Genomic DNA, 15,812 nt, shown 5'->3' on the forward strand with positions numbered 1-15,812 from the left:
GCATAAAGGCGGGTAAATTTCAGGGAATAGGTGGGCTTAATCTGCTTTGGTTACGCTGTAAGCAGCCCATTCTTTCAGGTCGTCTGAAAGCTCCAGCAGGGCGGGAACCTGATTTACAGATTCCGTAAAGCTGTAACCAAACACCAGCGCCAGCAGGTCAAAACCGCTGCCGCCTTTGGGGGTGCATTGGTTGCAGATGTAGCCGCCGCTGTCTGAATCGTCAGGGCGCGGGATGGGGTCGGTTTTGAATATATCCCTCAAGCTCGGATGACAAATCGAAAGATTCCAAGTTTTCCGCATGGGGGACTAGGGTTTGAATGACTGTAGCAAGGCGTGCCGTGCTTCTGATCGCACTTATGGGGGTGTTGTGGACGGGATGGGCGGCCATGTTGTCGCAAATGGTGTCGATGATTGCACCCGTATTGGCGATAAATTCGCCGCCGTAGTACAGCGCGTCCATAATGCGGTTTGCCAGCTCTAAGGGGATAGTTACCGTTTGGGCTTGATTTTGAATGGTTTGGATTTGGGTAGAAATGGAAGATTGCATTTGAAATGCTCCTATACGTTCGAGATTTGAGAAATGCCCAAAATAGGGGGCGGTGCTCTCTCCTGCGTATAGTCAGGCGTGGACGTTACCGTTACCACACACCGCCATAAACTTTGATATGCCGTCCAAAGCCTGTGAATAGGCTTCAAACGCCATAAGAGAAAATGGCGATAAAAAATCAGCGTTGCCCTGCTGATTTGGGCTATACGATTTGAGAGAGAAACTTAATTCTGCTTCTCAAAGCTCAATCTGTCAAATGGTTTTTTACGGGGTTAGATGGCGTTATGACTTGCTCCTTTCCGACACCAGCAAAGAAAACCGCCCGCGTTTCACGGTCTCCCCAAATTGGTTTTTTACATCTTCCATCACGGTTATGATTTCATGCCCCGCTCTGCGAAGCTCCATAATGCGTGAGTTATAGCCAAGTATGCCCATTTGGGAAAGCTCCCATGATGTAACGCTCCCTTTTCTCAATCGGGCTAAAACTCGCTCTCTTTGGCTTGGCGTTTTGGGCTTGTTATTGATACAATCAAATTTCATAATCTACTCTTCTTTCTGCCGTCTGAATGTCCGTTCAGGCGGTTTTATTTTTTAAAAATCAGGTCTTGAGTTACAATCGCGCGCGCGGGCGCGTACTGTTACGAAAACTCCTGTTCTCCTTTCATTAGCTTGCCTGTTCTGTAAGCCATTTCTTCACTTCTCCTGCTACATAAAAGCGGCTGCGCGTGCCTGTGATTTGGCGTGATTGCGGGAATTGTCCTGCTGCCTCCAGTCGTCTAATTTGGCTGCTGCTCAAGCGAGTGATTCCGCGCCGTCCTTTCGCTTGGCTGGTCTCAAGTTCTGCAATAGTTAATTGCGCGGTATCAGGTAAGCTGTCGATATTGATAATGTGCATTTATTGCCTCCGTTTGGTTAATCACGCCTGCGGGTTGCTGGCGTTTCGACAGGCATAAATATAGCCGCCTCTGTGGGCGGCTTGTTCTAATTAGATTTTTTTTAGGGTCGCTCAATTCTAATTAGATTCAGTTTGAAAGGCGTTCTATACCTTGCAGAATGTATTTGCCGATAGTGTCTTTGCTGGGGGGATTGCCCAGTTTGTCAGACTGCCTTTGCCATTCTTGGCGTATGGTTTCGGCGGCCTCGTATGGCTTGCTGCAATCTGTTTTTGTGTACATACAGGCAAGGGCGGCTATGATGCTGGCTTGCATGTTTTCGGCTCTTTTCTGTTGCGGTGTGTTTGCAGATGGCTGGTCTGCCTGTTCGGCATCTTCTTTGGCATCTTCATTATTGGCAGGTTGTTCGCCTTTGGCTTGGCTCTCTTGTTCAAATTCTTGCCAGCCATGAAAATCTTTTAGCTCGCATTCATTTTTTAAGAAAGAGGCAACGGCTCTTTTTGTTAGATAGATATTTAAATATTCATTTTGACTTATCCAATTAGGGTTATCCTCCGAACGACCGCAATCAAAGCAGTTGTAGAGTGCCACAAACTCTAGGAAATGAAGTAACGGGCGTTTATAATTAATCTTTTTGTACTTACCTGATATATTTTTAGTAAAGCACGAATCATCTACACAACTAAAGGGGATGTCTTCGATGCAATACTCCTCATATTTTCGCAAAAGAAATTTTGCAGTATCACTAAGGCTTGGTTTATCGCCGTCTAATTCCTGTACCAGTAAAACAATATCTTCCAACAAAATATATTTGTCATTCTCCTTGTTAATTTCAGAAGCAATAAAACCCATATAATCCCTTATATCAAAATTAGTTTTCAGACAACCTAAACTATCGCCTCAATTCCCTTGTTCTTGACGATGGTAAGCAGCTTCAAAGCTGCGCCGCTCGGCTTTTTAATACCCCGTTCCCATTCGGAAACTTGGTTTTTGCCGATGTTTAGATACATGGCAAAAGCGGCTTGTGATAATGCTTCGCGCTCTCTGATTGCCTTGATGTCTTCGCCGCTCAATGGTTTGATTTCGGTCAGGCATGATTTGTCAAAATCGCGCATTGTTTTTTTGTCGATAACGCCGATGTCGTGCAGTCCCTGCATGGTTTCATGTATTGCTGCGAAAATCTCGCTTTTGTATTTCATGGCTGTATCTCCGTGAAAGTGCCGTTTGCTTTGGCTTGTTCTATGTCGGTTTCCGTCATTGCCAAGATGATGGCGGCGGCTTTCTTTAATTCTGCAAGTTCTTTGTTCGTGATGTTTTCGCGGTCGTTCTTGGCAAAGGCAGTCATGAAAAACGCCCGTTCCCCACGTCTGAAAAATATCAGGCTACGATAACCGCCGCTTCTGCCTTGTCCTTGCCTTGCTATGCGCTGCTTGATAACACCGCCGCCTAAATCTGCGTCTATCACTCCTTTACCTGCCCGCTCTACTGCTTCTATTAGCTCGGAATCGCTGATTTTGTGTTTCTTGGCAAATTTCGTTATCCACTGGTTTCTAAATATCCGCATGGTTTTCTTTCGTAATGCTTAAGATGATAGTTTATTCTGCCGTTTCCTGCAATACGCCTGAATGTGCTTTTAATTCATCAAGATAATCAGCCCATTTTTGAACCATATCGGCGCGTTGCTCCAAATATTCCGCATGGTTATAGGCTGCCCTTGTCGTGTTGGGGTCTTTGTGGGCTAGTTGTCGCTCTACCCAATCGGCGTTATAGCCCATTTCATTCAATATCGTGCTGGCCGTATGTCTAAAGCCGTGCTGTGTGGTTTCTTCCAAGAATCCCAGACGGTCTAATGCTTTCCGTATCGCCCCCTCACTCAAGGGCTGTTTTTTGCTGGTGTTACAAAATACATATTCATAATGCCCTGTTACAGGTTTCAAGCCGTCCAGTATTGCTAAGGCTTGGCGGCTCAAGGGGACAATATGGTCTATCTTGTTCTTCATGTTTACGCCGTCTTTATAGTATTGCTGCTCCTCCCAATCAATTTCACACCAGCGCAATAAACGCAATTCGGAAGGGCGGGCAAATACATAAGGGGAAAGCTGTAATAGGGCGCGTGTTTGCGGAAAGCCGGCGTAACCGTCAAAAGCCCGTAACACTTCGCCTATCCTTTGCGGGTCTTTAATGAAGCGGTAATGTTTCTGCTCCACCTTTGCCAGCTCTCCCCGCAATTCGGCGGCGGGATTGAATAGGCTCAAGCGAAGTTTTACGGCATATTTGAAAACTTGATTTACTACGTCATAAATTTTTTGTGCCGTGTCATATTTCCCCGCCGATTCCAGCCTCTGTAACAGTCCTAAAACCTCAAGCGGCATGATTTCGTCTATTTTGCGTGTTGCAAGGTCAGGGAAAATATGAAGCTCAAGGCTGCGGATAACTCTTTGTGCATGGTCAGGCTTCCATTTATTCGGCTTTGCTACTTGGTCGCTGTGCCATTTGCGCGCAATAGCCTCAAATGTGTTTTTTAGCTGCTCTGCCTGCCTCTGTGCCTTGTCTTGCTGGTGCAGCTTAGGATCTATCCCTTTGGCTATCAGTCCGCGCAATTCTTCGCGTTTTTCTCTTGCTTCTTTTAAGCTGATTTCAGGATAGACACCCAGTCGCATTTCATCGCGTTTGTTGTCGCTTGGACGGTAGTAACGAAAACGCCAGTATTTGCCGTTTCCCCTTGCTTGAAGATATAACCCGCCGCCGTCTGATAATTGATTCGGCGGTTGTAGTTTTTTGCATTGGCTATCTGTAAGTGGCAGCGTCTGTTTAGGCATTTTTAATCCAGTTTGGGGTAACTTTTAAAAACTCATTAAGCCATTGTTAATAATTGGTTTTATGGACTTTTGGGGTAACTTGTTTAAAAAAATAGGGCTAATTTGCCCACTTTTCGGGCTTGTTTTTTGGGTAATTCCTGAAAAGTTACCCCAAAAGTTACCCTATAAATTGCGAAAACTCAAGCATACGCCAGCATATTCAAGGTAATAAAAAAGCCTTGAAACCGTTATGGCTCAAGGCTTTATGCGTATTACAGGATACTGCTGAAAATTCGGTATGGTGGAGGCGGGGGGAATCGAACCCCCGTCCGAAAGTCCTCTACAGAGCGTTCTACATACTTAGTTGTGTCTATTTAGAATCTCGTTCCCATCATGCCGACCAACAGGCCTTCAGGGAACCAGTTACCTTAAATCTCGTTTCTTGCCAAGTAACCCGACAGAAAACCAGTCAATGTAGAATGACGTTGCGGTAGCTTACGCTACACAGCCCATTGACCAACTGCTGCAACGGCAGGCCTTAAGCGGCCAGTGCGTAAGTTTCGTCGTTTGCGACTATTTAAATTCAGTGTTTAACGGGGAATCTGAGACCCCGGTATGCCCGCATCTGCTTTGCAACCCCCGTCGAAACCAAGATCGCCCCCAGATAGGAAAAGTCGATTATACGCATGTCAGCGTGCTTTGCCAAGCTGCCGATTGATTGAAAAGGCCGTCTGAACAGCAGTTTGCTTTTTCAGACGGCCTGTTTGGCTTAGGTTTATTGATGGTAGTTTTGTAAGAAGCGTTTGAGTTTGTCCATGGCTTCTTCGATTTGATGAACGGGCGGCAGGGTAACGATACGGAAGTGGTCTGGGCGTATCCAGTTGAAACCTGTGCCTTGGACGAACAAGACTTTTTCACGCACGAGCAAATCGTAGACGAATTTCATGTCGTCATGAATGCCGTACATTTCGGTATCGATTTTTGGGAACATATACATCGCGCCCATCGGTTTGACGCAGGAAACACCGGGGATTTGGTTGATCAGCTCCCATGCCTTATTGCGTTGTTCCAACAGGCGGCCGCCGGGCAGGATAAACTCGTTGATGCTTTGATAGCCGCCCAAGGCCGTCTGAATGGCGTGTTGCATCGGCGTATTGGCACACAGACGCATGGAGGAGAGCATATCGAGGCCTTCGATATAGCCCTTGGCATGATGTTTCGGGCCGTTGAGCACCATCCAGCCTTGGCGGAAACCGGCCACGCGGTAGGCTTTGGAAAGGCCGTTAAAGGTAATGGTCAGCAAGTCGGGGGCGAGGGCGGCAATGTGATGGTGTACGGCACCATCGTAAAGAATTTTGTCGTAAATTTCGTCGGCAAAAATAATCAGGCCGTGTTTACGCGCCAGTTCGGCGATTTCCAGCAGGATTTCTTTGCTGTACACTGCGCCGGTAGGGTTGTTGGGGTTGATGACGACGATGGCTTTGGTTTTCGGCGTAATTTTGGCTTCTATATCGGCCAGATTCGGGAACCAGTCGTTTTCTTCGTCGCACAAATAATGACGCACATTGCCGCCGGCCAGTGTTGCGGCGGCGGTCCACAGTGGATAGTCAGGCGCAGGAATCAGGATTTCATCGCCGTCGTTGAGCAATGCTTGCATGGACATGGTAATCAATTCGGAGACGCCGTTGCCGATGTAAACGTCGTTGACGGTAACGTCGAGCAGACCTTTGGTTTGGTAGTAGTGGACGATGGCTTTGCGTGCGGAGTAAAGGCCTTTGGAGTCGCAATAGCCTTGTGAAGTCGGCAGGTTGCGGATAACGTCAACCAAGATTTCGTCGGGTGCTTCAAAGCCGAACGGAGCCGGATTGCCGATATTGAGCTTGAGGATTTTGTTGCCTTCTTCTTCCAGTTGCAGGGCTTTTTTGTGAACCGGGCCGCGGATGTCGTAGCAAACGTGATCCAGTTTGGATGATTTGGGGAATTTCTCCATGATGTGTGTTCCGTAAAATTGTTAACAATGGGATAAATGTACTCTTTTTGCGGGTAAATTAAAAGGGCTTCAGACGGCCAAAGCTTACTTATTGCGCGCTTCGGAACGGAGAACCGTCACGCTTTTGCCGCCTATGCCCCAGTTGTCCATATCGATTTCGTCGATGACAACGACGGTCGTCTCAGGGTTTTTGTTGAGAACGCGTGAGAGTAATTCGGTGACGCCGCGGATCAATTCGGCTTTTTGCTCCGCACTCGGGGCTTCGTTGCCGCCGGTTACTTTGATGTTAACGTAAGGCATAGCTTTTTCCTTTTAAAATAGCGTTCACATGTTATCTTATTTTTATCAGGCCGTCTGAAATTTGATTGCAGGATTTTTCATTGCTCATGACTGCTTTTACAAAGAATTAAGTTTTTTGGAATAGATTGTTTTTACAATGCGGTTTTATTTTGGATGGATATCGTCATGAACCGTTTTCTTCAGACTTTGATTGTGGCCGCACCGATGGTAATTGCCGCGCCTTATGTGGCGGCGGAAACGCATCCGGCACAAAAGCAGATGCAGCAGAACATTGATACCGTGTTGAAAATTGCACGCAACACGTCTTTGACAGAAGCGCAACGTGTGAAACAGGTTGAGCAGTATGCCAACCGTTATCTGGATTATGAGCGTATTTCAGCTTTGGCTGTCGGCGCGCCATGGCGTGAATTTTCTGCCAAACAGAAAACCGATTTTATCCGTGCATTCAAAGATATGGTGATTGCGATGTACTCGCATTCTGCACTGATTGGTGCGGCGGATGCGAATGTACGCCTGTTGCCGAAGATGACGGCAAACGGTAATAAGTTTGACGTTTTCTCGGAAATTCAAACCAAAAAAGGCACTAAGTATGAAGTGGCCTACCAGCTTTACCAAAGCGGCGGTGCGTATAAGATTTACAACATCCGCGTGGACGGTACCAGCTTGGTAACGGTATACCGCAACCAATTTGGCGAGCTGATTAAGAGCAAAGGCATTGACGGTACAATTGCGACTGTCGAAGCCAAGGGCTTGAAGAAACAATAAGGCAGATTGATAAAAAGGCCGTCTGAATGTTCAGACGGCCTTTTTGTGTTACGGGCTGATTAAGCACGTTTGCGGAATTCGCCGGTACGGGTATCGATTTCGATTTTGTCGCCGTTTTCGATGTAAGACATCACTTGGATTTCAGTGCCGCCGACCAGACGTGCGGTTTTCATCACTTTGCCGGAAGTATCGCCTTTAACGGCAGGCTCGGTGTATTCAACTTCGCGAACGATGATGGTAGGCAATTCTACGGAGATTGGGTTACCTTCGTAGAAAGTAACTTCGCATTGGTCTTCCATGCCGTCAACGATGAATTTCAACGCGTCGCCGATGTTGTCGGCTTCGATTTCGTATTGGTTGAATTCTTCGTCCATAAAGACGTACATTGGGTCGGCAAAGTAGCTGTAAGTACAGTTTTTGCGGGCCAAGATTACGACGTCGAATTTGTCGTCGGCTTTGTAAATGCTTTCAGAAGCGGCACCGGTCAGCAGGTTTTTAAGTTTCATGCTGACTTTGGCGGAAGAGCGGCCGCCTTTGATGTATTCGGTTTTTTGAACGACCATAGGATCGTTGCCGACCATGAATACGTTGCCGGCGCGCAGTTCTTGTGCTGTTTTCATTGTGGTTTTCCAATCAAATCGGTTGTAATAAAACGCGCTATTTTAGCGTATTTTTTTGTGCTTTGAAATAAAGGCGGCAAGTTTTTCAACGGCACTTTTTTGAGCAAAAAGTCCGTCCCGCCATTTTGCCACGCTTTGCCGCCATTCGTTTTGGTGTGCCGTCAGGGTTTGCCATGCTTGCAGGCGCTGGCTGTCGCTGAGTGCTTCGCCGTTGTTGAGTTCGTCGGAAAGGAGGTGGTGTGCCGTGGCGACAACATCCGGATAAACCTGATGCGCTTTGTCCCAAAACGCGTGCAGCTTGTCGAGATGGATATTTTCTTCTTGCGGGTAGATGTGCCAAAAGAAAGGTTTTCCGGCGAGCTGGGCGCGAACAAAGCTGTCTTCGCCGCGTATGACGGCGCCGTCGGCAAGATTGAGCAGTTTATCGAAATCCTGTTGGGGGACAAAAGGGATTTTGATCAGGGTAACGTGTTCGCTCTGATACACATCGCCGTCTTCAAGCAGGGCGTTTTGCGGCACTGGGCCGCTGTTTTTCAGGCTGGCGATGATTTGTGTACCTGCCAGCAACAGGGTAATGGGTTGGTCGGCCTGTTGCCACATGGTCAGCCATTTTGCCCAAATATCGCTTTGATAGCCGAAAAGCAGCCATTCGGGCGCATTTTTTGCGGGAAGTTTGAGTTGTCGGCGTAAGGCTTCCGTATCAAATCCGGCAGATTCGGCGTAATCGCATTCGCGCAGCAGGCCGCCGCTTTTTTCGCTGAAACCCATAAACCAAAAATATTTCTGTATGCCGCCAGCCTGAGGCGAGGGCATTAAGTGCAGCCTCTCGTTGCTGTCTTCCGCACTGAGGTATTCCCAGTTAAGCCAAAGCGGTTGGTGTCGGCGGATGATGGTTTGAACGTTGTCGGGCAGTTCGCAGGCGAAGGTTTCGATGACGATGTCGGGGGTAGGGGCCGTATCGGTATCTTCGGCATGGTCGGCTTGCCAAGCGTGAATGCCGATGCCTTGATGGATATTGGGAATCGAGGCCAAGTCAGGGCAGAGTGCCTGAAGGGACGGGAAGTCGTCTGTCCATAAATGAATTTGCCAGCCGAGTTCGCGTTGCAAAACACGCGCCAGCCGCCATGAAACGCCGATGTCGCCGAAGTTGTCGATGACATTGCAGAAAATCCAGCAGGTATAAGGTGGGGTGGTGTTCATGGAAAAATATGCCCAAGGCCGTCTGAAACCATCAGAATGCGCCGAAATAATGGAATAAATAAACAATCAGCAAAACAATTGGGATAAACATCCATATGCTTTGCCGTTTCAATTCGGGCTCTTGTTTGAGGTGGTGTTTGATGACGTCAAAGAGGACGAATTTAAATAGGAACGTGGCTTCGCAGGCAAGGATGATGCCGTTGATGAGGTGTTGCGTTTTGTCTTCGGGTGGGTTGAGGGCAAACCACAAAAGGGTGGCGAGCGGAATCAGGCAGACGGCGAGCCAGCGCAGAAGGATGGGTTTGGACATGGTGTGTGTGCAAGAAATAAAAGAAACATTATACCCTGTCGTCTTTCAGACAAGTGCAAATCAGGCTATCATTCGGTTTATTTGAAGCGAACATTTATCCCTATGCAAACCCAAGCCATCATCCGCCATATCGTTCAATGGCTCAAAGATTACGCCGAGCAGGCGCGTGCCAAAGGTTTTGTCGTCGGCGTATCCGGCGGCATCGATTCTGCCGTGGTTTCCACCCTTGCCGCGCAAACCGGTTTGTCGGTTTTGTTGTTGGAAATGCCGATTCGTCAGAAGTCCGACCAAGTCAACCGCGCACAAGAACACATGGGCCGTCTGAAACAGCGTTATCCCAATGTAAAAGCGCAAAGTGTTGACTTGACCCAAACGTTCGATACTTTTGCCGATACTGTTGACGTCAGCGAAACCGAATTTCCCAATAAACAGCTGGCACTGGCCAATGCACGCAGCCGCCTGCGCATGACGACGCTTTATTATTACGGCCAGCTGCATGGTTTGCTGGTGGCGGGGACGGGCAATAAAATTGAAGATTTCGGCGTCGGTTTCTTCACCAAATACGGCGACGGCGGCGTGGACATCAGTCCGATTGCCGATTTGACCAAGACTCAAGTGTACGCGCTGGCAGCCGAGTTGGACGTATCGGAAGACATTCAAAAAGCCGTACCGACAGACGGACTTTGGGATACCGAGCGTACCGATGAAGAGCAAATGGGCGCATCTTATCCCGAACTCGAATGGGCGATGAGCGTGTACGGCAGCCACAAGCCTGAAGATTTTGAAGGCAGACAGCGCGAAGTTTTGGCAATCTATACCCGATTGCACAAAGCCATGCAGCACAAAGTCAATCCGATTCCGGTTTGCAAGATTCCGGAAGAGCTGTTTTAAGTTTGAATATCAAAAGGCCGTCTGAAAACGCTGGATTAAGGTTTTCAGACGGCCTTTTATATTTTATTTCAATAAGAATTGGGCATATGCTTGAAAAACAGCATCATTAGATACCAAAACAGTGTAGCCGCCGCCGCCCCCAGCAATACCCACGCGCTGATTTTGGCGATTTCCCGAATGGTGCGCTTTTGTTGGCGGCTGAACAGACGGTTCACAATCAATGCCGCGATGGCGCAAAAGAAAAAAAATCGCAAAAGCCTGCCTATCATTCCATATCCTCCCAAAAATATTGCCTCTAATTAGGGCAGGCCGTCTGAAGCCTCATGCACAAAACAAAAACGAAACGTTATAATACCCCTTTTGCCGCATCACTTGGAAATTACAAATGACAACAAATGCCTCAGTGGGCATTGTAACGCCCCGGAAAATTCCGTTTGACACACCGCTTGCTCTGGAAAACGGCAAAACCTTACCTCGTTTCGACCTGATGATTGAAACCTACGGCACGCTCAATGCCGACAAAAGCAATGCCGTCCTTATCTGCCACGCTTTATCAGGCAATCATCATGTTGCCGGTAAGCACAGTGCGGAGGATAAATACGCCGGTTGGTGGGACAATATGGTCGGCCCCGGCAAACCCATCGATACCGAACGCTTTTTTGTGGTCGGTTTGAACAACTTGGGCGGCTGCGACGGCAGCACCGGCCCTTTGTCCGAGAATCCTGAAACCGGCCGCGAATATGGTGCGGATTTTCCGGTTGTAACCGTCAAAGACTGGGTGAAGTCCCAAGCCATGCTTGCCGATTATCTCGGCATTCAAAAATGGGCGGCCGTTGTCGGCGGCAGCTTGGGCGGCATGCAGGCATTGCAATGGACGATTTCTTTGCCCGAACGGGTTGCCCACGCACTCGTTATCGCTTCCGCGCCTAAACTTTCCACCCAAAACATCGCGTTTAACGATGTTGCCCGTCAGGCGATTTTGACCGATCCCGATTTCCACGAAGGTAATTACCGCAGCCATCATACCGTTCCTTCACGCGGTTTGCGTATTGCGCGCATGATGGGGCACATCACCTATCTTGCCGAAGACGGCTTGGGTAAAAAATTCGGCCGCGATTTAAAATCAGACGGCTATCAGTATGGCTACGGCGTTGAATTTGAAGTGGAATCTTATCTTCGCTATCAAGGCGATAAGTTTGTCGGCCGCTTTGATGCCAATACTTATCTGCTGATGACCAAGGCGCTTGACTACTTCGACCCGGCCGCCGATTACGGCCACAACCTCACGCGCGCCGTGGAGAATGTGCAGGCCAAGTTTTTTGTTGCCAGCTTCAGTACCGACTGGCGCTTCTCGCCGCAACGTTCGCATGAATTGGTCAAGGCATTAATCGCCGCGCAAAAATCCGTGCAATACATTGAAGTCAAATCCAATCACGGCCACGATGCGTTCTTGATGGAAGACGAAGCCTATATCCGCGCGGTTGCCGCTTATATGAACAACGTTTACAAGGACTGCCAAAAATGAATCTGCGCGACGATTTGCAACTCATTTACGATTGGATACCCGAAGGCAGCCGCGTACTCGATTTGGGCTGCGGCGACGGCGAGCTGTTGGCCGCGTTGGTGGAACATAAAAACTGCACCGGCTACGGTGTTGAAATCGATACCGACAGTGTGATTGCCGCTATATCCCGCGGCGTAAACGTCATTCAAGCCGATTTGGAAGAAGGCTTGGCGGCTTTTGGCGATCAAAGCTTTGATGTGATTGTTTTGAGCCAAACCATTCAAGCCATGCAGAACACGGAAAAAATCCTGCGCTGCCTGATGCGCGTGGCCAAGCAGGCCATCGTCAGCTTCCCTAACTTCGGCTACTGGCGCAACCGCTTTCAAATCGCCATTGGCGGCCATATGCCGGTTTCCGAGCGGATGCCGTATCATTGGTACGATACGCCCAATATCCATTGGTGTACCCTCAAAGACTTCGATTTATTGTGCGCCAAAAACAAAATCCGCGTGCTTGAGCGTGCGGTCATGACGGGCAACCGACAGGTCAAACATCTGCCGAATTTATTGGGCAGTCTGGCGTTTTATCGCGTAGGTTGATTACGGTGAACAATAAAGGCCGTCTGAACAGGTAATCACGAAAGCATGGCTTTTGAGATAGCTGTTCAGACGGTCTTTTTTTGTTAAAGCCGATTTAAGCCTGTTTCAATTTTTCCAATAAGGCCAAACTGCCGGCATCGACCAGACGGTAGGTTTCGTCAAAGTCGCCTGTGTACCACGGATCGGGAACGTGGTTGTACCCTGAATCGGGGATCCTGAGATTTTCATCTCAAGCTCTATCAAAATAATTATTTTCTATATTAGAAAAGTGAGAATACAAGCACAGCCAAGGCTGCACCGATAACAGGTCCCACAACTGGAATCCAAGCATAAGACCAGTCTCCATCGCCTTTGTTTGGAATTGGCAAGATACTGTGCATGATACGAGGTCCAAGGTCACGCGCAGGGTTCAAGGCAGAACCTGTTGTCCCACCTAGTGATAGACTAATACCGACAATCAAAGTCCCCACTGCAAAGGTGCCGATACCTGCCTGAAAATCATAAAGCCCCAAAGCAAAGATTGTCAATACCAAAACAAAGGTGCCAAGGATTTCACTGATTAAGTTAGAAACTGTATCCTTGATGGCCGGTCCAGTACTGAAGGTTGCCAGGATATTGCCTGCATTTTCTTCTGCCTCATAATGCGGTTTGAATTGCAACCAAACCAAAATCTGACCCAGCATAGCCCCTGCGAACTGAGCTAGGATGTATGGGAAAACGGAAGCCCAAGGCAAACCACCTTTTAAGGCCACACCAATGGTCACAGCTGGGTTTAAATGAGCTGGACTGAGCTTGCCAGATACAAAGACCGCAACTGCAACCGCAATTCCCCAACCCATAGTAATCACAATCCAACCTGCATTGTTGCTCTTGGTTTTAGGAAGAACCACACCTGCAACAACACCATTTCCTAGAAGAATCAGGATTAAAGTCCCCAAAAATTCTCCAAATAATTCATTCATCATCTTTCTGTCTCCATTAAAAAGAAGGAGAGGGTAGACTAGGAGTCCTGCCCTCCACCTCTTTTATTTTTTCTTAATTTTTTAATTCTGCTAAATCATTGTTAGCAAGAGCTGCTTCGACATCAGCACGGTAAGCGGCTTTTTCTTCTTCAGTCCAGTCATAGAATCGTCCCATTTCATTCAAAACTGGCTCAACGATGCTGTCCAAGCTATCACGCATGAAAAGCATGTGGTTGGTACGACGAAGGTCGGTCAGTTTGAAGATTTTGCCGGGGTGGAAACCGAGCTGTTTTTCAGTTTCTCTGAGATTGTTGTCGTCCATCACGATGATGTAGTCGAAATGTTCGGCATCGCTGGGTTTGATTTTGCTGCTGGTAAAGCATGACGGGTCGATGCCGTGTTGCTTGAGTGCGCGGCGCGTGCCTTCGTGCATGTCTTCCCCATCGTGCCAACCTGATGTGCCTGCGCTGGCCGTAATGATGGCATTGTCCATGCCTGCTTCGCGGGCGCGATGGCGCAGGACGTATTCGGCCATGGGGGAGCGGCAGATATTGCCGAGGCAGACGAAAAGGATTTTGTGGGTTTTCATATGCGTGAAAATGAGCGGTAAGGTTTGAAAATAAATGCAACACGCTAAACCGTTTTCAGACGGCCTTGGCGTGTTGCATTTTCAATTTAGTTTACATTGCTGAAGAAAGGATTATGGCCTTCCAGTTTCAACGCTTGGGCATAAGTAGGGATGTTCTCGTTTTCTCCCAGTGGGTTATGCAGCAGGTAGAGGTGCTCGATTCGGCATTCTGCCATCAGGTCGAGGAAGTTTTGCTGCACGATGGCGATATTGTCGGTTGAGGCCAGCTCCCAAGTGAAGGTCTGTGGAACGATTTCAAACGCGCTGTCTGTCGCGTTGAAGCTGAACTGGAGCTTACCGTCCGCTTTCGCTGCGGCAACAACGCCGACACGCGGGCTTTGCATACGGATGGCGCGGATGGCGTTGGTGGCAAAAACGTCCATGGCCATGCGTTGGCGGGTGTGGCTGCCGTCGGTAAGCGCGTCAAGCGGTGTATTGGGCGAGAGCGGGTTGGTAAAGAGGGTAACGCCGTCGAGGGCGAGATGTTCTTGCCAAACCTGCATCAATGGCAGACCTGCCTGTTGCAGGTTGAGGCCCAAGGCCGTCTGAATGTCTTTATTGCCGTAGCCCAGCGCGTAAACAACATGGACGGATTGACCTTCGGGCAGCATCAATGGTTTGTATTCGAATTTTTGCAGGAATGCGCCTGCCGCTTCATCGTTTTGCTTGGCTTGGAACCAGTCGCCCGGGGTAACGCTGCTCAAGTCGGTAGATTGGACGAGGTAAGGCAGCCATTGCGTGTTTTGCGTGAGGGTGCGCAGGTTCGGGTAGTTTTGCAGGCAGGAAAAGAGGGCTTCGGTAGGCAGCGTGAGCGGCAGGGTTTGTTCTTTTTTGCAACCGGCGACCAAAACGACAGGCAGGGCAAACCATTGGGCTTCGTTATCGTTTTCTGCTTTTAAGACTTCGCCCACGCTTTGAATCAGGCTGGTGTAAGTGCCGACATCGGGGGCCATGGTCATCGCCAATGAAAGGTTGATGTAATGGTTTTGGCTGAGCATGGTGCGGATTTCGGTTTGCAGTTGGCCGGCCGAAAGCTTGCGTGATGCGGAGGAGGAGTTGTGCGCCAGCTGATAGGCATTGAGCAGAAGGTAGTTTTTGATAGGGCTCTGCGGATAAGGGCGGGTATCTGGAAGAACAAAGGTTTTCATGACGGTTTGAAGTGTTGTGTTGTAAGTGTGGCGATTATAGCAATTTAGTCAGTCGGTGTGCTTGTTAATACATGAAATTCAAATGGCGATAGAGGATACGCTTCATTTCTACACGGTGTATGTATCGGCATTTTCTAAGATGAGGGGGCAAATGCCTGATGTGTTATAATCCATGACCAAACATAATTCAGAAAGGAACAAAATCATGCGCTTGCTTCATACTATGCTGCGTGTCGGTAATCTCGAACGCTCTTTGGGCTTCTATCAAAACGTATTGAACATGCAACTGCTGCGCCGCCGCGATTATCCTGAAGGCCGTTTTACTTTGGCTTTTGTCGGTTATGGCGATGAAGCAGACCATACTGTTTTGGAACTGACCCACAACTGGGATACCGAGTCTTACGACTTAGGCAATGCTTACGGCCACATCGCGATTGAAGTCGATGATGCTTACGCCGCGTGCGAACGTGTCAAAGAAATGGGCGGTAAAGTGGTACGCGAAGCCGGTCCGATGAAACACGGCACGACTGTGATTGCGTTTGTCGAAGATCCGGACGGCTACAAAATTGAATTTATTCAAAAGAAAAGCGGTAGCGATTCGGTGCAATATTCATCTTAAGATATAAGATAATGGAAAAGGCCGTCTGAACATTCAGA

At 48.5% G+C, this 15,812-nt stretch carries 22 protein-coding genes, 1 other RNA gene and 1 pseudogene; 5 read left to right on the plus strand and 19 right to left on the minus strand.

Annotated elements, in window-relative coordinates; translation table 11 throughout:
* Positions 1-36: 36 nt before the first annotated feature.
* From HMPREF2608_RS04635 to HMPREF2608_RS04685, 11 genes are all read right to left on the minus strand, one after another.
* On the minus strand, positions 37-261 hold the full coding sequence (locus HMPREF2608_RS04635; RefSeq protein WP_070826143.1) for a hypothetical protein: 225 nt from the start codon (positions 259-261) through the stop codon (positions 37-39).
* Positions 221-547: a hypothetical protein gene (locus tag HMPREF2608_RS04640; RefSeq protein ID WP_070826144.1), complete on the minus strand. Its 327-nt coding sequence runs from the start codon at positions 545-547 to the stop codon at positions 221-223. The genes HMPREF2608_RS04635 and HMPREF2608_RS04640 overlap by 41 nt, the downstream gene beginning before the upstream one ends.
* Before the next feature lie 282 nt (positions 548-829).
* Positions 830-1,087, minus strand: coding sequence for a helix-turn-helix domain-containing protein (locus HMPREF2608_RS04645; protein ID WP_070826145.1), 258 nt, complete (start codon positions 1,085-1,087; stop codon positions 830-832).
* A 124-nt stretch (positions 1,088-1,211) separates the two neighbouring features.
* Positions 1,212-1,442, minus strand: a complete 231-nt coding sequence (locus HMPREF2608_RS04650) for a helix-turn-helix transcriptional regulator (RefSeq protein WP_049344708.1) — start codon at positions 1,440-1,442, stop codon at positions 1,212-1,214.
* Positions 1,443-1,569: 127 nt separating this feature from the next.
* Positions 1,570-2,292, minus strand: a complete 723-nt coding sequence (locus tag HMPREF2608_RS04655; RefSeq protein WP_070826146.1) for a hypothetical protein — start codon at positions 2,290-2,292, stop codon at positions 1,570-1,572.
* A gap of 35 nt (positions 2,293-2,327) precedes the next feature.
* Entirely contained in the window at positions 2,328-2,639 is a 312-nt protein-coding gene (locus tag HMPREF2608_RS04660; RefSeq protein ID WP_049228382.1) for a helix-turn-helix domain-containing protein, read from the minus strand.
* Complete coding sequence (locus tag HMPREF2608_RS04665; RefSeq protein WP_070826147.1) at positions 2,636-3,004, minus strand: type II toxin-antitoxin system RelE/ParE family toxin; 369 nt, start codon at positions 3,002-3,004, stop codon at positions 2,636-2,638. The genes HMPREF2608_RS04660 and HMPREF2608_RS04665 overlap by 4 nt, the downstream gene beginning before the upstream one ends.
* A 31-nt stretch (positions 3,005-3,035) precedes the next feature.
* The gene (locus HMPREF2608_RS04670; protein ID WP_070826148.1) at positions 3,036-4,259 is read right to left on the minus strand and encodes a tyrosine-type recombinase/integrase; all 1,224 of its coding nucleotides are present in this window, start codon (positions 4,257-4,259) and stop codon (positions 3,036-3,038) included.
* 278 nt (positions 4,260-4,537) lie between these two features.
* Positions 4,538-4,900, minus strand: a transfer-messenger RNA (tmRNA) gene (gene ssrA / locus HMPREF2608_RS04675).
* 113 nt (positions 4,901-5,013) lie between these two features.
* Positions 5,014-6,228 carry a pyridoxal phosphate-dependent aminotransferase gene (locus tag HMPREF2608_RS04680; RefSeq protein ID WP_070826149.1) on the minus strand — a complete coding sequence of 405 codons (1,215 nt, stop codon included), beginning with the start codon at positions 6,226-6,228 and terminating at the stop codon, positions 5,014-5,016.
* Between the two features lie 84 nt (positions 6,229-6,312).
* Positions 6,313-6,528 carry a tautomerase family protein gene (locus HMPREF2608_RS04685; RefSeq protein ID WP_070826150.1) on the minus strand — a complete coding sequence of 72 codons (216 nt, stop codon included), beginning with the start codon at positions 6,526-6,528 and terminating at the stop codon, positions 6,313-6,315.
* Between the two features lie 165 nt (positions 6,529-6,693).
* On the opposite strand from HMPREF2608_RS04685, the gene HMPREF2608_RS04690 reads away from it, so the two are divergent.
* The gene (locus HMPREF2608_RS04690) at positions 6,694-7,293 is read left to right on the plus strand and encodes an MlaC/ttg2D family ABC transporter substrate-binding protein (RefSeq protein WP_070632918.1); all 600 of its coding nucleotides are present in this window, start codon (positions 6,694-6,696) and stop codon (positions 7,291-7,293) included.
* Positions 7,294-7,352: 59 nt separating this feature from the next.
* Here the strand turns inward: HMPREF2608_RS04690 and efp are convergent, their stop codons facing one another.
* Genes efp through HMPREF2608_RS04705 form a run of 3 tightly spaced genes read right to left on the minus strand, consistent with a single transcriptional unit; the run spans position 7,353 to position 9,423 of the window.
* Positions 7,353-7,913: an elongation factor P gene (gene efp, locus HMPREF2608_RS04695; protein ID WP_070826151.1), complete on the minus strand. Its 561-nt coding sequence runs from the start codon at positions 7,911-7,913 to the stop codon at positions 7,353-7,355.
* A gap of 42 nt (positions 7,914-7,955) precedes the next feature.
* Positions 7,956-9,113, minus strand: coding sequence for an elongation factor P maturation arginine rhamnosyltransferase EarP (gene earP, locus HMPREF2608_RS04700; RefSeq protein WP_070826152.1), 1,158 nt, complete (start codon positions 9,111-9,113; stop codon positions 7,956-7,958).
* 31 nt (positions 9,114-9,144) lie between these two features.
* Entirely contained in the window at positions 9,145-9,423 is a 279-nt protein-coding gene (locus tag HMPREF2608_RS04705) for a hypothetical protein (RefSeq protein ID WP_003747149.1), read from the minus strand.
* A gap of 102 nt (positions 9,424-9,525) precedes the next feature.
* Between HMPREF2608_RS04705 and nadE the strand changes: the two genes are divergently transcribed.
* On the plus strand, positions 9,526-10,314 hold the full coding sequence (nadE, locus tag HMPREF2608_RS04710; protein ID WP_070813917.1) for an NAD(+) synthase: 789 nt from the start codon (positions 9,526-9,528) through the stop codon (positions 10,312-10,314).
* 68 nt (positions 10,315-10,382) lie between these two features.
* Here the strand turns inward: nadE and HMPREF2608_RS04715 are convergent, their stop codons facing one another.
* Positions 10,383-10,583 (minus strand): protein MIGRI, encoded by a 201-nt coding sequence (locus HMPREF2608_RS04715; RefSeq protein ID WP_070813918.1) that lies wholly within the window; start codon positions 10,581-10,583, stop codon positions 10,383-10,385.
* Positions 10,584-10,699: 116 nt separating this feature from the next.
* Here HMPREF2608_RS04715 and HMPREF2608_RS04720 point away from each other — a divergent pair, with 116 nt between their 5' ends.
* A complete protein-coding gene (locus HMPREF2608_RS04720) occupies positions 10,700-11,839 on the plus strand; it encodes a homoserine O-succinyltransferase MetX (protein ID WP_070826153.1) in 1,140 nt (379 codons plus the stop codon).
* A complete protein-coding gene (gene metW / locus HMPREF2608_RS04725) occupies positions 11,836-12,417 on the plus strand; it encodes a methionine biosynthesis protein MetW (RefSeq protein ID WP_070826154.1) in 582 nt (193 codons plus the stop codon). The genes HMPREF2608_RS04720 and metW overlap by 4 nt, the downstream gene beginning before the upstream one ends.
* A 94-nt stretch (positions 12,418-12,511) precedes the next feature.
* Here metW and HMPREF2608_RS11030 read toward each other — a convergent pair.
* From HMPREF2608_RS11030 to HMPREF2608_RS04740, 4 genes and pseudogenes are all read right to left on the minus strand, one after another.
* Positions 12,512-12,631 (minus strand): annotated as a pseudogene (locus HMPREF2608_RS11030) (low molecular weight phosphotyrosine protein phosphatase); the annotation flags it as partial.
* Between the two features lie 46 nt (positions 12,632-12,677).
* A complete protein-coding gene (locus tag HMPREF2608_RS04730) occupies positions 12,678-13,382 on the minus strand; it encodes an MIP/aquaporin family protein (RefSeq protein WP_070826155.1) in 705 nt (234 codons plus the stop codon).
* Positions 13,383-13,452: 70 nt separating this feature from the next.
* Positions 13,453-13,968: a low molecular weight protein-tyrosine-phosphatase gene (locus tag HMPREF2608_RS04735; protein ID WP_084824568.1), complete on the minus strand. Its 516-nt coding sequence runs from the start codon at positions 13,966-13,968 to the stop codon at positions 13,453-13,455.
* Between the two features lie 86 nt (positions 13,969-14,054).
* On the minus strand, positions 14,055-15,155 hold the full coding sequence (locus tag HMPREF2608_RS04740) for a conjugal transfer protein (protein ID WP_070826156.1): 1,101 nt from the start codon (positions 15,153-15,155) through the stop codon (positions 14,055-14,057).
* A gap of 205 nt (positions 15,156-15,360) precedes the next feature.
* On the opposite strand from HMPREF2608_RS04740, the gene gloA reads away from it, so the two are divergent.
* Positions 15,361-15,774 carry a lactoylglutathione lyase gene (gene gloA, locus HMPREF2608_RS04745; protein ID WP_070826157.1) on the plus strand — a complete coding sequence of 138 codons (414 nt, stop codon included), beginning with the start codon at positions 15,361-15,363 and terminating at the stop codon, positions 15,772-15,774.
* The last annotated feature ends 38 nt before the right edge of the window (positions 15,775-15,812 follow it).

It is taken from the genome of Neisseria sp. HMSC064D07 (assembly GCF_001837185.1).
Classification (GTDB): Bacteria; Pseudomonadota; Gammaproteobacteria; order Burkholderiales; family Neisseriaceae; genus Neisseria; species Neisseria flavescens_C.

Excerpts from the sequence above, each read along its gene's own strand:
- HMPREF2608_RS04640 (WP_070826144.1), bottom strand. The coding sequence starts at position 547 with ATGCAATCTTCCATTTCTACCCAAATCCAAACCATTCAAAATCAAGCC.
- HMPREF2608_RS04645 (WP_070826145.1), bottom strand. The coding sequence starts at position 1,087 with ATGAAATTTGATTGTATCAATAACAAGCCCAAAACGCCAAGCCAAAGA.
- HMPREF2608_RS04650 (WP_049344708.1), bottom strand. The coding sequence starts at position 1,442 with ATGCACATTATCAATATCGACAGCTTACCTGATACCGCGCAATTAACT.
- HMPREF2608_RS04655 (WP_070826146.1), bottom strand. The coding sequence starts at position 2,292 with ATGGGTTTTATTGCTTCTGAAATTAACAAGGAGAATGACAAATATATT.
- HMPREF2608_RS04660 (WP_049228382.1), bottom strand. The coding sequence starts at position 2,639 with ATGAAATACAAAAGCGAGATTTTCGCAGCAATACATGAAACCATGCAG.
- HMPREF2608_RS04665 (WP_070826147.1), bottom strand. The coding sequence starts at position 3,004 with ATGCGGATATTTAGAAACCAGTGGATAACGAAATTTGCCAAGAAACAC.
- HMPREF2608_RS04670 (WP_070826148.1), bottom strand. The coding sequence starts at position 4,259 with ATGCCTAAACAGACGCTGCCACTTACAGATAGCCAATGCAAAAAACTA.
- HMPREF2608_RS04680 (WP_070826149.1), bottom strand. The coding sequence starts at position 6,228 with ATGGAGAAATTCCCCAAATCATCCAAACTGGATCACGTTTGCTACGAC.
- HMPREF2608_RS04685 (WP_070826150.1), bottom strand. The coding sequence starts at position 6,528 with ATGCCTTACGTTAACATCAAAGTAACCGGCGGCAACGAAGCCCCGAGT.
- HMPREF2608_RS04690 (WP_070632918.1), top strand. The coding sequence starts at position 6,694 with ATGAACCGTTTTCTTCAGACTTTGATTGTGGCCGCACCGATGGTAATT.
- efp (WP_070826151.1), bottom strand. The coding sequence starts at position 7,913 with ATGAAAACAGCACAAGAACTGCGCGCCGGCAACGTATTCATGGTCGGC.
- earP (WP_070826152.1), bottom strand. The coding sequence starts at position 9,113 with ATGAACACCACCCCACCTTATACCTGCTGGATTTTCTGCAATGTCATC.
- HMPREF2608_RS04705 (WP_003747149.1), bottom strand. The coding sequence starts at position 9,423 with ATGTCCAAACCCATCCTTCTGCGCTGGCTCGCCGTCTGCCTGATTCCG.
- nadE (WP_070813917.1), top strand. The coding sequence starts at position 9,526 with ATGCAAACCCAAGCCATCATCCGCCATATCGTTCAATGGCTCAAAGAT.
- HMPREF2608_RS04715 (WP_070813918.1), bottom strand. The coding sequence starts at position 10,583 with ATGATAGGCAGGCTTTTGCGATTTTTTTTCTTTTGCGCCATCGCGGCA.
- HMPREF2608_RS04720 (WP_070826153.1), top strand. The coding sequence starts at position 10,700 with ATGACAACAAATGCCTCAGTGGGCATTGTAACGCCCCGGAAAATTCCG.
- metW (WP_070826154.1), top strand. The coding sequence starts at position 11,836 with ATGAATCTGCGCGACGATTTGCAACTCATTTACGATTGGATACCCGAA.
- HMPREF2608_RS04730 (WP_070826155.1), bottom strand. The coding sequence starts at position 13,382 with ATGATGAATGAATTATTTGGAGAATTTTTGGGGACTTTAATCCTGATT.
- HMPREF2608_RS04735 (WP_084824568.1), bottom strand. The coding sequence starts at position 13,968 with ATGAAAACCCACAAAATCCTTTTCGTCTGCCTCGGCAATATCTGCCGC.
- HMPREF2608_RS04740 (WP_070826156.1), bottom strand. The coding sequence starts at position 15,155 with ATGAAAACCTTTGTTCTTCCAGATACCCGCCCTTATCCGCAGAGCCCT.
- gloA (WP_070826157.1), top strand. The coding sequence starts at position 15,361 with ATGCGCTTGCTTCATACTATGCTGCGTGTCGGTAATCTCGAACGCTCT.